General features: G+C 54.7%; 12 protein-coding genes and 2 pseudogenes. 2 read left to right on the forward strand and 12 right to left on the reverse strand.

From position 1 onward, the window contains the following. Positions 1-253: 253 nt before the first annotated feature. The 8 genes and pseudogenes from U3654_RS13430 to U3654_RS13465 form a co-directional block, all read right to left on the reverse strand. Entirely contained in the window at positions 254-1,930 is a 1,677-nt protein-coding gene (locus U3654_RS13430) for a DUF4166 domain-containing protein (RefSeq protein WP_324752051.1), read from the reverse strand. Further along, positions 1,930-2,334: a thiol-disulfide oxidoreductase DCC family protein gene (locus U3654_RS13435; RefSeq protein ID WP_324752052.1), complete on the reverse strand. Its 405-nt coding sequence runs from the start codon at positions 2,332-2,334 to the stop codon at positions 1,930-1,932. Before U3654_RS13435 ends, U3654_RS13430 begins: the two co-directional genes overlap by 1 nt. Continuing rightward, positions 2,331-2,978 (reverse strand): DUF4166 domain-containing protein, encoded by a 648-nt coding sequence (locus U3654_RS13440; protein ID WP_324752053.1) that lies wholly within the window; start codon positions 2,976-2,978, stop codon positions 2,331-2,333. Before U3654_RS13440 ends, U3654_RS13435 begins: the two co-directional genes overlap by 4 nt. A gap of 70 nt (positions 2,979-3,048) precedes the next feature. Further along, the gene (locus U3654_RS13445; RefSeq protein ID WP_324752054.1) at positions 3,049-3,609 is read right to left on the reverse strand and encodes a GbsR/MarR family transcriptional regulator; all 561 of its coding nucleotides are present in this window, start codon (positions 3,607-3,609) and stop codon (positions 3,049-3,051) included. A 202-nt stretch (positions 3,610-3,811) separates the two neighbouring features. After that, positions 3,812-4,165 carry a cupin domain-containing protein gene (locus U3654_RS13450; RefSeq protein ID WP_324752055.1) on the reverse strand — a complete coding sequence of 118 codons (354 nt, stop codon included), beginning with the start codon at positions 4,163-4,165 and terminating at the stop codon, positions 3,812-3,814. Positions 4,166-4,230: 65 nt separating this feature from the next. Next, a complete protein-coding gene (locus U3654_RS13455) occupies positions 4,231-4,635 on the reverse strand; it encodes a GFA family protein (protein ID WP_324752056.1) in 405 nt (134 codons plus the stop codon). 50 nt (positions 4,636-4,685) lie between these two features. Further along, entirely contained in the window at positions 4,686-5,537 is an 852-nt protein-coding gene (locus U3654_RS13460; protein ID WP_324752057.1) for an alpha/beta hydrolase, read from the reverse strand. Beyond that, a pseudogene (locus U3654_RS13465) lies at positions 5,515-6,113 on the reverse strand (FMN-dependent NADH-azoreductase). Before U3654_RS13465 ends, U3654_RS13460 begins: the two are co-directional and overlap by 23 nt. Before the next feature lie 73 nt (positions 6,114-6,186). Between U3654_RS13465 and U3654_RS13470 the strand changes: the two are divergent. Next, positions 6,187-6,795: a TetR/AcrR family transcriptional regulator gene (locus U3654_RS13470; RefSeq protein WP_324752058.1), complete on the forward strand. Its 609-nt coding sequence runs from the start codon at positions 6,187-6,189 to the stop codon at positions 6,793-6,795. A 392-nt stretch (positions 6,796-7,187) separates the two neighbouring features. Next, the gene (locus U3654_RS13475; protein ID WP_324752059.1) at positions 7,188-8,099 is read left to right on the forward strand and encodes a LysR substrate-binding domain-containing protein; all 912 of its coding nucleotides are present in this window, start codon (positions 7,188-7,190) and stop codon (positions 8,097-8,099) included. A gap of 302 nt (positions 8,100-8,401) precedes the next feature. On the opposite strand, the gene U3654_RS13480 is transcribed toward U3654_RS13475, so the two are convergent. From U3654_RS13480 to U3654_RS13495, 4 genes and pseudogenes are all read right to left on the reverse strand, one after another. Then, positions 8,402-8,812 carry a MarR family winged helix-turn-helix transcriptional regulator gene (locus U3654_RS13480; RefSeq protein ID WP_324752060.1) on the reverse strand — a complete coding sequence of 137 codons (411 nt, stop codon included), beginning with the start codon at positions 8,810-8,812 and terminating at the stop codon, positions 8,402-8,404. A gap of 31 nt (positions 8,813-8,843) precedes the next feature. Then, positions 8,844-9,137: a putative quinol monooxygenase gene (locus U3654_RS13485; RefSeq protein WP_324752061.1), complete on the reverse strand. Its 294-nt coding sequence runs from the start codon at positions 9,135-9,137 to the stop codon at positions 8,844-8,846. 405 nt (positions 9,138-9,542) lie between these two features. Next, a pseudogene (locus U3654_RS13490) lies at positions 9,543-10,554 on the reverse strand (IS5 family transposase). Between the two features lie 237 nt (positions 10,555-10,791). After that, complete coding sequence (locus U3654_RS13495; protein WP_324752062.1) at positions 10,792-11,499, reverse strand: recombinase family protein; 708 nt, start codon at positions 11,497-11,499, stop codon at positions 10,792-10,794. Between the last annotated feature and the right edge of the window lie 211 nt (positions 11,500-11,710).

Genomic DNA, 11,710 nt, shown 5'->3' on the forward strand with positions numbered 1-11,710 from the left:
AGGTAAAAGCACCATCACGAGCGAAGTGAGAAAAAACTCAAGCGACATAATCAAGGCTCTCCATTTTCGGTCAGCCTTAGCGCAGAATGCTAAAACGGACCTTGATCTCGGTAGGTTCAACGACTTCTTCCGGGAAGCGGACGTCTACCCCAATCCATACCCGCAATCTATTGTAGGTCCCAACTAAGATGAGATCGGAATTTACGCACAGCTTCAATGAACCTCTCCGATATCAAATGACCAGTGAGGTTGGCTACGCTGAAGTGGGTATTAGCCATCCGCGATAATGAGCGAGGAGACCTATGAATGGAACCGTCAGACGCACATCAAAATTGAAACGCCCATGTGCGTCCTGAAATTCTTTCGTATCCGACTGCGGTGAGAGTGACATGGGCAGTGGTACCTTGCCGATCGTCCACTTCGTTACGGGCATTCTGATCAGCTGTTCGTCGACATTTAATCCCAACGTGAATGTAAAGGGCGAAAATTGTTCTGAAAAGCTGCCGTCAGCTTGGCGCTGCAACACTGATGACAATGATTTACTGGCAAAAATCCTGGTCCAGCGCTCAACGGGATTGCCGGTATGGGATAAAGTGCGATCGACACGCACAGTCAGGGGAACGGACACGCCCGCTTCTGGAAAGCCGAATGCCCACGCTAGCGCTTTTGCAAACCCATTTGACCCCCTTTGAACAGTCGCTTGACCTGACCATATCGGTGGGGAGTCTTGCCCATGAAACTCCTTAAGCGCCTGGGGTAGCCTGCCAAATTGCTCCACCCCCAGATACGCCTCGATGGCACTTTGGTTGGCATGTGACACTTCGGTTTGACTCACGATTTCATATGGGGTCATCTGGGTCAGAATGTCAGGTAAGGCCATGTGCTGGTTGGCCAGAAAAGCGCCTGATGGGACCTCATTTTCTAACAGTTTTTGAAGTGCTGTCGCTGCGGGCAAGACGGGGATGAACGGCCCGTGGTCATTCTTGGCCAAGAGCGACCATTTCGTCTGCGTAAACTGCCCCGACGCATCAAGGCCGGAGATTTCGACCAGCATCCCGCCTTGGTCAGATGTTGGAATGCGGGTGATCAGTCGTGCTTTCAAGAGCAACGGGATCAATGTGAGAGGGCTTGGGAATAGCTTGTATTTGCGCAAGGTCGCGATGATCTCAATCCCGCGTTGCTCAATCGCGGACTCCAGGCCAGCCGAGAACGCCACACGCGATTGTACGTTGTGGCGCGGTCCGAGGTATTCGGCATCATAGGTCTCAACCGGGGCGACGCGCCGCCTGCCCAATTTGGGAATGTTGACGATCTTTGCACCGGTCCAGCCAGTTGTTTGGGTTAAGTGCCCGTCTACCCAGATCGGAATGCGTTTGCCTGCATAGCTTAAGATCGCCTCAATGACTGAGCGGCCCACCTCACTTTTGCCCCCCGGCGTAATGCAGATATCGATCGTGTCGATGCGTTGCCAGTTACGTGTGACATGCTCGACGACGCAGGACGAAAGCGTGGGTGTTGTACTGGCGCCGGTCAAGGCGGCGACATTGCTCTCGCGGGCCAACGCGTCCAGTTGTTGGGTAAAATTTGCAAGGTAGTCGCGCGCGTCAGCCAGATCGATCAGATGCGCCCCAGCCTTGAGAATGGTCTGTGCCGCATCGTAGTTAGCCGTTTGAAAGGGGCCGGAGCAGTCAATCACCGCAAAGGGTTTGATTGCCACAAGTTGCGCATCAAGGTTTTTGCGGTGGTCGATGGCGACACCTTGCGCCTTGAGATCTGGTGTTTTGGTTTTCAACGATTGAACAAAAGTCTGTGCTTTTGCGGCTGTGCGCGAAGATATAAACAACTCAATTCCGCCAAACGTCGCGAGATGCCGCGCAAGGCGTTTGCCGAATACGCCGGTGCCGCCCATGATAAGAATGCGTCGGTCCATCAGAGTGTAAACCTATGTATATTGGCGGCGTTGGGGAGCATACAGACGTCCATCTTTCCAAACAGCCGGTACCTGTGCTTTGCGACGATCCCATATGCAAAGTCACGCATCCCCTTGGGGAGTATTTTTGTCAACGGGACGAACCGTGACGGGCCGTTCAGATGACGAGACAGTGCAATAACCGCATCGGATTTTTCAAGTGCCACTCCGTTCTCGATGAACAAGAATGTGCTCGGGTCATCGGGATCGACGCCATGCTGTTTCGCAAGCGCGCGACCTTCGGATGATTGAATAGCGACAAACCGGATGCTGGCCGCCTTTTCATGCCGCAGCGTGTATTGAACGCCGCCATCGCACAGGACGCATTGGCTATCGAAGACCCAAATTGCCATGTTTTGTTTCATTTCTTGGCATCCCTGAAAACGGCATCCTGACTGAGCATTTCACCAAACAGCCAGGCCTTGAGGCATAAAGAGAACCGAAATTTACCATCGCCCAAATCATGGTGGCCAATGACCAGATCGCCGGGACTGATGACCTTAGGCAAACGTATATGCCGACCAAAGATCGACAGAAAATAGTGGTCGCTTTTGAACATGAGGGCATGCTCCGCGGCTTCGACATTCAGCGCCATACCGATCCCAAAGCCGATGTATTCTTCTAGTCCGGTCGGCCCCGCGAACCGCTTGGAACTGTGGACGACTTGGGGAAACCCGGCCTGCCGTCCGTATTGGCGGATCCAGAATTGCCCGTTACCCGCAATATCTTCGGTCACGGTCACAACAGCGGGTTGGCCCACGCAACTCATGTCATAGGGTAGCGGAGCGCCTAAAATCCGTGCGGCGTGGGCCAAGATAAAGCCAGCCCAATTCATGTTCATTTCCGTCACAATGCCTTGGTAAGCGACACTGTCGCCCCCCTTGACGCGCTTGCCGAAACGTTGACGGATCGCCTGAGGCAGTTGGAGCCATTTGTCCGCGCCAACAAGCGCGCTAAAACGGTTGTCTTTTTGTGGCAGGTCGGGGCGAATGATGGGGTTCACTTGCATGGTCTTAACCTTGTCGGCAATATCAGGTATTTCTGTATTGACAGAAGTGTTGGCAAAAATAGACTCCGTATTATTCTGATTTTTTGCCAGTTATAGTAAGCAATGATACGACCTTGGACCCCATCTTCATCAACAGGTTCAACTTCGCTTTCGGCACGGCGATCATTTGACCGTACCAAGTATCAACCGTGCCCAAAAAGTCCTGCATGTCTTTCATGCGTTTTAGGACAATGGGATTCAACCCACTTTCAGCCTCGGCTGCGGCAACGCAATCTGCAATCACGCGCATGGCGGGATCAATCTCGCGCTCTTTGCGGCCTTGGGCGATGCGGGTTGCGATTTCCCAAACGTCGACCTCGGCCTCGAAATGCTCGCGGCGATCCCCATGCACGGGAACGCGGCGGATCAACTTCCAAGCCACCAGTTCTTTCAATGAATTGGAAACGTTGGAGCGGGCGATGCCAAGCTCTTCTGAGATTTGTTCGGCATTCAGCGGGGTGGTGCTGAGGAACAGGAGCGCTTGAATTTGTGCAACTGAGCGGTTCACACCCCATTGCCCGCCCATATCACCCCAATACAGGATGAACTGAGATTTTGCGGCTGAGCCTGATGTATCGGTAATTTCTGTCATGACAGAAGTATCAACCTTGACGTGTAGCTTGTCAAGTTGCTTCTAACTTCAGATAACTTGCCAGTCACCGCTTATGCGATATTTTTAGGATTCATAACCAGAACATGACGACTGCGGCCAATGCGCACGCGGACAGGAACACCTTCGGGCATCTGTCATAACGGGTCACTCGCCCGCTTGGAGCGCTTTATCTGCGAATTGGCTATGCCAGCTTTCGCTTGGCAGCCGTGGTCACATCCCCTGTATTCGGCGTTCCCGTTGGTTCTATTAACAAAAGGTGCGTCTCGGATTTTGCGACAGTTCGATGTTCAACGCCCTTCGGCACTACATAGACTTCGCCAACCCCCAGGGTGACGGTCTTGTCACGCATTTCGACGTCGAGTTCGCCTTTCAGAACCATGAAGAAATCATCGCTGTCGTCATGAATATGCCAGTTCAGTTCGCCGTGGACCTTCACGACCATAATGTCATGCCCGTTGAATTCCGAGACCGTGCGGGGTGACCAGTGTTCGTCGAAGGTGTCGAGCTTGTTGGAAAGATTGATCGCCTTTGTCATTTCAGTATCCTCGTCTGTTTTCGTCAAATTGTCTAAATTTCATGTGGCAGGTGGAGTTCGACTGCCTATGCCGGAAACCTGTCATGTGCGCTGACCCGTTCAATGCCAGTCGACCAGTTTGGTTGTTCAGAAACGAAAATTCTGACCCGTTCGGCAAAGTCCGGTTCCCTGCTCAGCGAACCTGCTGGAACGACCATCTTTGATCCATCACTGCTGGGCCAGGGAACGCCGCAGCCGCAGATCCGGCAAAATGATTTGGAGATATCGCGCCCCGGCACCTGATAGGTGACAATGTCGTCAGCGCCGCTGAGCCACACGAAGCTCTCGGCCGCTGCGAACAGGTTTGATGCAAACGCGGACCCGGTGATCTGTCTGCATTGGTCGCAGCTACAGAAAAACAGCTTATCGAACGCGTTTGTCACCTCGAACGCAACTCCGCCACATAGGCAACTACCTTTGATTTTCTGCATGGTTTGTCCTTCAATATTTGTCCCGACGCTCGCCGGACGAATTATGTTGATCAGGCATCACTTCCTAAAAATTCAGCCAGTACCTCAAGGGTCCGGTCTACCGCTTCAAGCTGTGGCATGTGGCCGACGCCGGGAAGCGCCTGAAACGACGCGTGTGGTATCCGTTCATGTAGGGCTTTCCCCCGTTCAAGAGGAATCCACGGATCATCTTCGCCCCAAAGAATTTTGACGGGACATCGGATGTCCCCAAACATTGGCTCGATCTCTTCCGTATAACGTTCATCCGCCTGGGCGAACTGTCGGTAAAAGCTTCCGCGCCCCTCTTCGCTCAGCCAAGGCGCGACGAGTTGGGCAAAATCATCCGGATCGATTTCATTGACGAGCGCCCCTTGGATATAGGCCTCGACCACTGCCTTGTGGATATGCGGGGGAAGCCCAGCAAAGGCATCAACATGCCGCCCGACATGTTCAAAAAACTCCGACCCCCAAGGCCGCATCGCGACGACGTTCATCAAAACGTATTTCTCGAATTCGCAGCCATGCAGAAGGTGCGCGCGCAGGGTCGTCGCCCCACCAAAATCATGCGCGATGACAGAGGGACGCGACAGGCTCCAATGGTCCAGCATTTCCGCGAACACTTCGCCCTGAACATCGAGCGAGGTGCGCTGATCCGCGTGTTTTTCTGATTGCCCGTATCCGGGCATGTCAAACCAATGGACGCGATATCGTCTTGCGAGCGCGGGAATTATTCTATGCCATGAGAAGGATGACCACGGCCAGCCATGTGCCAGAACAAGGTCTGGTCCGTGGCCCGCGCTACCGGCGGCAGCCGATCCTGCGCTTGTCTTAACCGTTTCAGTCAGCGACCACATCGACATATCACGCCGCCTTAATATGTGCATTGGCGGCTGCCAGTTGTGACGTCTCGTCCATCATCAATCTATCCGCCGGAATAACAGTTACGCCTGTGATCCCGATGAAGCCAAGGATATGGCGCAAGTAACCTGTCGCAAAGTCGATCTCGCTGTCGATCGCCGTACCCCCCGATGTGATAACCAGGTAGGCCCTTTTTCCAATCAGCAGCCCTTTGGGCCATCCTCTGTGTAGGTGAACGTCAGGCCGGAGCGCGCAATCTGGTCGACCCAAGCCTTGAGCGCAGCAGGAATGCCGAAGTTGTAGATCGGCAGGCCGATAACAAGAATGTCGGCATCCGTCAGTTCCCCGACCATGCTGTCAGAATTTGCAAGTCGCGCGCTTTGATCGGCGGTGCGATCACCGTCTGCCGTGAAGTTTGCGCCGATCCAGAGGTCATCAACAAACTCGACACCCTTTGAGACATCGCGTTCAATGACATTCGCATCCGGTGCCTTCTCAAGCAGCCTGCTGACCAGCGCATCAACGAGGCGCCGTGAGACGGATCTCTCCGTGCGGCCACTCGTGTTGATTTTCAGATATGTAGGTGAATTTTGCTCTGACATTTTCTCGCCTTTTAATTCATACTGTTTGGTATATAATTAGCTGTAGCTGATTGAGTCAAGGGATTTGTATTAAATGGTACAAAAGAAGCCGGGAAGGCCACGAAAGTTCGAACGGGACGTAGCGCTGAACGGCGCAGTCGAGGTTTTCTGGGCGAAAGGATTTGAGGGCGCATCGCTTGACGATCTTACCCACGCGATGGGCATCAACCGACCAAGCCTTTATGCTACTTTTGGTGATAAGCAGGCGCTGTTTCTCTCCGCACTGGAACAGTATGGTAAAGGTGTTGGTACCGACCCATTGAGGGCTTTCGATGCAGCAACAAGCGCTAAAGCCGCTGTACAGGCGTTTCTGGAAACGGCTCTGAGGAACAATACGCGCTCGGGGTCGGCTGCCAAAGGCTGTCTTTTCGCCTGTTGCGCGGCCACTGTTGCCGAGGCGAATCCTGAGGTTCAGGCATTTCTCAAGAACGGAATGCTCTCCGCCGAAAAACACCTGGAAGACGGCTTGGAGCGTTTCAAGAAGCGCGGCGATCTTCCCCCTACCTACCCCGCCGACGCGAAAGCGCGGTTGATGATGGACATGATGCAGGGGCAGGCGTTCAGGGCACGCGCCGGAGAAAGTCGCGAGAAACTTCTGGCGGATTTGCCCGCGAGGCTCGGTGAAATCGTTCCAGTGAAGTAAGAAGGTCTTGGTGGCATTTTGCGACCGGCCAGTTCGCGCTTCTCGGCCACTGAGCAGGGCGCAGGATTCGACATATTGGGTTCAAAACACACCTCGGATGCAGCGTGGCATTTTACAAAAACTCAGTCGTTTCTGTCACCGGCGATAACCACCGTTACTGACATCGACGATCACGCTGCCAAATTATTGACTAGCGGTCTCTGTTCTTATCCTGCCGATGAGACTTCTGTTTGTAACTTGGCTTTTGGAAGGTCAGTAAAAGAGCCGTATCCACCCAAATTTCCATAATTTGTTTCCACATTTTTCTACCTCCTGTGTAACAGAAGCGGCCACTTGCGCTTGCTGCTCAAACGAGTTTACCGTCCGCTTAAATTAACAACAGGTTATGTGAGATGAGACGAGGACGCCTTCCGCTAACAGCATTGCGCGCATTCGAAGCTGCCGGAAGGGCGGAAAGCATCTCTTTGGCCGCAGCCGAGCTGCACGTCTCCCAAGCAGCCGTCAGCCGCCAGATCAAGGAGCTTGAAGCTCAAATAGGTATCATGTTGTTTGAGCGCATCCATCGCGGCGTGCGACTGACGCCGCAGGGTCAGCATCTTCTTCTGGCGCTGACACAGGCTTTCGACGGAATAGCCGATGCCCTCGGCGATATAAGCTCGCCAAAACTGGAAACGATCCTGATAAGCTCTGAGCCAGGCTTTGCTGCCTGTTGGCTAGCTCCAAAGCTCTTCGCCTTTCAGGAAATCGCGCCAAATGTTGATGTCGTCCTAAACGCAGAGTCACAAATGGTCGATTTTGGAAACGATGGCACAACGCTGGCGATCAGGTTCGCAAGAGAGCGCAGCAGTTGGGCCAGGGTCGAAGTGCGCAAGCTCTGTGATACCCGTCTTTCCGCATATCTTTCCCCAGCATTGGCAGCATCAATCGACATCAGCACACCCGCAAGTCTTTTGGCATTGTCGCGTCTTCACGAAGATAATCGCGATGATTGGTGCCATTGGTTTGCGGCAGCAGGCGTGAAGGTGGCGCAGGTTGAGCGTGGAACGATGTTCAATGACAGTGCGGTCATGCTGCAAGCCGCGCTAAACGGTCAGGGTGTTGTTCTTCTCGATGATCTTTTTGATAAAAGTGTCGTCGAGACTGGCGATCTTGTGCGGCCTTTCGACATATCTATCGTTGGTGGATCGTACTGGCTCGCGAGCCGCAGCTTTGATCGGCTGTCAGAGAACGCGAAATGCTGTGCCGATTGGATTATGAAAACTGTTGCGGCAGAAACCGACCTCGTTGTGCAAGGTTCAAACTGAGCTTCCAGCGCACAAGTAAGATTCGGCCAAAACCATATGTCTCTGTCACAGGCGAATACGATGGTTTTAGCGCTAGCGCAGGGCTCGATGATCTGCCGAACCGAACTTTCGAATTACGCTTTGCGTGAGCGTTGCTGCGAATGGACCAAGGGTAAAAATCATCGTCGGCACAAGAACGGCTGTAAGAAGAAATGTCTACGCTGGTAGCGGCATATTTAAGTCTGCCCGCTGAAACCCCATTAAGGTAGCGATGACAGCGACGTAGACGGCGATCCATGCAAAGAAGACTGTTAGAAGACGCGTCATGGCTGCTTTCCCATAAAATCGGAAATGGTTTCAAAATAGCCGGGCAGGATTGCTGCAAGCACTGTCTTGCCTTCGTCCGTCAGGGCCAGACGATGGGCGCGTGAATCCTCAGGATCGTCACGGCGTAGGAGCAATTTGTCTTTCAGCAGCGCAGCCACTGTCCGGTGCAGGACCGGCTTGGATATGTCCAACCGTTGATTGATTTCGCCTTGACGAAGACTGTCCGTGTCTGGCTCGCGGTCTATCACGATCAGGATATGGAACTTCAACTGTGACAGGTTATGGCCACCAAAGTAGGCGTCCAACAAGCGCTCTAGCTGGCTTGCCTCGCGCATCATCGAGAGTGCTTGCGCCACGGTATCCACGTCGCCCGCACCAGTTGCCGACACGTAACCGTCGATCATCATCCGTGTAGGCAATTCCCGAAGAAAGAACATGCTACTTCAGACCATGCAACGGCAGGATACGGGGCGGTTCCGCCAACCATCCTTCGTAAGCTTTGAAAACAGCGGACGTGTAAGGTTCGGCATGATGCTGATCGAGCGCGTCCTGATCCTGCCATTCCTCGAAGAGATACAACGTATCCTGATCAGGTGCTTCGAACAGATTGAACGAACGGCAGCCGCTTTCAGCGCGGGTTTGGTCCAGAATTCCGATGATGGCTTGCTGGGCCTCCTTGAAATGTTCTGGCTTCGGTTTGATTTCGGCAAAAATGAATAGCGTGGTTGACATTGAGTGGTTCCCATATTTGGTTACCATGGTAATAATAGGCAAGTTGCTATTGTCAACTGGGTGGTAAAACAGCTCCAAGCTGCTGTTTTATTTGCAAAGTCCATATTCCATAAATCACTGACACTGGTAAAAAAAGATCTATAATTTCAAGCCATTGAAGATGTGCTGGCTGCGCGCTTCCTGTCAAAGTCCAGTGGCAACGCCCATGACAGCAACAGAGGTTACCACCTTGCGCCTTATGGCAGTTTTAGCCGAACCACATCACCAAATTCATCGCTGCTTCTGTGTGAACAAAAGTTCGTCCAGTTTCCTGAAAAATTCAGAGCTTTTCACCAGTAGCGGCGATTTTTGGGGCTTTGTTGCACAAAGCACTTGCTGACCGGAGTGCCCCTTTCCCGGACACAGTTATCCCACAGTTTTCGTGACGGGTATGCCGAGCGCGGTATAGCCGTTCATGATGGCGATACGGACTTGGACCTCGGCGACCTGCCGGTCGAAGTCCCGTGCCATGCGCTGCCCGGCAATGGTTTGCCTGCAAACCACGAGAAGGAGCCGCTGGCCCAAAAGTTTCATGCAGTGCATCTTGGTCTCGGCACGGCTCCGGCGGTGGTATCCGCTCCAGTTTCGCCAGATCGCGCGTCCCAGGTATTTCGACGCTCGCAGGGCCTCGTTGCGTGCGATGACGCCTGCCGTCGCTGGCTTCCAGGGTCTGGCGTTTCTGCGTGGCGGGATGACGGCATGGGCACCTCGATCTGCAATGGCATCGTGGCAATTTCGCGTGTCATAGGCGCCGTCAGCAGTTACGCTGCCGATCTCCTCGTCGGGCGGGATCTGGCCCAGAAGGTCGGGCAGCACCGGCGCGTCCCCAATGTGGCTTCCGGTAATCTCGACTGCCCGAACCTCCAACGTTTCTTCGTCGATCCCAAGATGGATCTTGCGCCAGACGCGCCGCTTGGCGCCGCCCGCTGCCCGGCAGGGTATTGCGCAGCAATGCACGAAAGGGATGTTTGCGCGCATGCCACTCGCCTTCACCCTCCACCTTGATGCCCGTGCTGTCGACCAGCAGGTGCAACGGGCCATGCGAGCCTCGATAGGGGATGTTCACTGCGAGCGTCTTCTGACGGCGGCTTAAGGTGCTGAAATCCGGCACGTCCCAATCCAGCCCGATCAGTCTCAGTAGGCTATCGACGAAACCAGTCGTCTGGCGCAATGCCATGCCGAATAGCACTTTCATCGTCAGACATGTCTGGACGGCGGCATCGCTGTAGGTCGGCTGGCGGCCGCGCTTGCCGGTGGGCACTGCGTCACAGCACATCTCGGGATCGAACCAGATCGTCAGCGACCCACGGCGCTTGAGCGCGTCGTTATAGGCAGGCCAGTTCGTAGTCTTATAGGTCGGAGGTGTGGGTCTGCTCATGCCCGTCAGCTACCACGCTGGATTCAAAAGATGAATCCCCCGCAGGATTTGTGCAACAATGCCCGTTCTTGACTGAAATGGTTGTGGACTGGGGGCCTGGACGGCGATTAATTTTTCCATGCTACGCATCTTTCGAAAGCGCAGCATCGCCGCTCCCGTCGTCGGAACGGCCGGTGAGAGTTCTCGACCTTTTTGTTCAGCCCGCAGCCCGTTGTTTGCCGTGATGGAGCAACCGCGCTAACTGCCGGCGCCACCTGTACAATCAATCCTGCGGATCAGGTTCCTGACGCTGGACACATGCCACATCCCTCCACGCCTCGTGAGGATACTACGTCGGTTCAGTTCTGCGGCTATGGCGCGCAGCGTCTCATGGCCCTGAGCACGGATATCCTGCACCACCGCCTTGAGGTCGTGGGCGAACTGGTCGGCATTTGCACTCACCGTTCGCCGGAGCGCCTCGCCCCCCTTCCCTGCCCGTTTGAGCGCCGCTGCCCCGTTGGGATTGCCGAGCGTCACACCACGCGCCTTCGCCGCCGCCAGCGCCTCCTTCGTGCGCCGGGCGATCGCCTCGCGCTCCTGCTGGGCCACGAGGGCCATGATGCCGACCGTCAGATCGTTGGCTTCAGGCATGTCCACCGCCAGAAAGCGCGCGCCACTGTCACGCAGGGTCAGCAGGAACACCGCATTGCGGCTGAGCCGGTCCAGCTTGGCAATGACCAACGTCGCCCCGGTGAGCTTTGCCAGATGCAGAGCTTTGGCGAGCTCGGGCCGGGCATCCTTGCCGCCGCTTTCAACTTCGGTAAAACGGCCGATGACGTCCGCCCCGCGCGATGCCGCAAAATCATCGATTGCCTTGCGTTGCGCCTCCAGACCAAGACCCGATCGTCCCTGCCGTGCGGTCGAGACCCGCTCATAGGCAACGAACTTCGGAGTTGGGTGGAGCATGTACAAACCTGCCTAACGTGGGTTTGGCAGATGTGTACGCGGACTGGCGCGGGATTGGGACGCTCAAAGATGAGCCGCCTCACTCATAGCTTATTGTTTTGACGTCACTTTCACCGTCAGACCCTGCCCCTCCGGTGAGATCGAGCGGCCGTTCGCATCGGTTGCCCTCCTTGTCGGTGTAGACTGTCACGAACTCGATCGTCGTCACCTG

It is taken from the genome of Roseovarius sp. Pro17, from assembly GCF_035599575.1.
GTDB lineage: Bacteria > Pseudomonadota > Alphaproteobacteria > Rhodobacterales > Rhodobacteraceae > Roseovarius.

Coding starts and splice junctions, on each gene's coding strand:
- U3654_RS13445 (WP_324752054.1), bottom strand. CDS start 3,609: ATGACAGAAATTACCGATACATCAGGCTCAGCCGCAAAATCTCAGTTC.
- U3654_RS13435 (WP_324752052.1), bottom strand. CDS start 2,334: ATGAAACAAAACATGGCAATTTGGGTCTTCGATAGCCAATGCGTCCTG.
- U3654_RS13470 (WP_324752058.1), top strand. CDS start 6,187: ATGGTACAAAAGAAGCCGGGAAGGCCACGAAAGTTCGAACGGGACGTA.
- U3654_RS13475 (WP_324752059.1), top strand. CDS start 7,188: ATGAGACGAGGACGCCTTCCGCTAACAGCATTGCGCGCATTCGAAGCT.
- U3654_RS13430 (WP_324752051.1), bottom strand. CDS start 1,930: ATGGACCGACGCATTCTTATCATGGGCGGCACCGGCGTATTCGGCAAA.
- U3654_RS13485 (WP_324752061.1), bottom strand. CDS start 9,137: ATGTCAACCACGCTATTCATTTTTGCCGAAATCAAACCGAAGCCAGAA.
- U3654_RS13455 (WP_324752056.1), bottom strand. CDS start 4,635: ATGCAGAAAATCAAAGGTAGTTGCCTATGTGGCGGAGTTGCGTTCGAG.
- U3654_RS13480 (WP_324752060.1), bottom strand. CDS start 8,812: ATGATGATCGACGGTTACGTGTCGGCAACTGGTGCGGGCGACGTGGAT.
- U3654_RS13440 (WP_324752053.1), bottom strand. CDS start 2,978: ATGCAAGTGAACCCCATCATTCGCCCCGACCTGCCACAAAAAGACAAC.
- U3654_RS13460 (WP_324752057.1), bottom strand. CDS start 5,537: ATGCACATATTAAGGCGGCGTGATATGTCGATGTGGTCGCTGACTGAA.
- U3654_RS13450 (WP_324752055.1), bottom strand. CDS start 4,165: ATGACAAAGGCGATCAATCTTTCCAACAAGCTCGACACCTTCGACGAA.
- U3654_RS13495 (WP_324752062.1), bottom strand. CDS start 11,499: ATGCTCCACCCAACTCCGAAGTTCGTTGCCTATGAGCGGGTCTCGACC.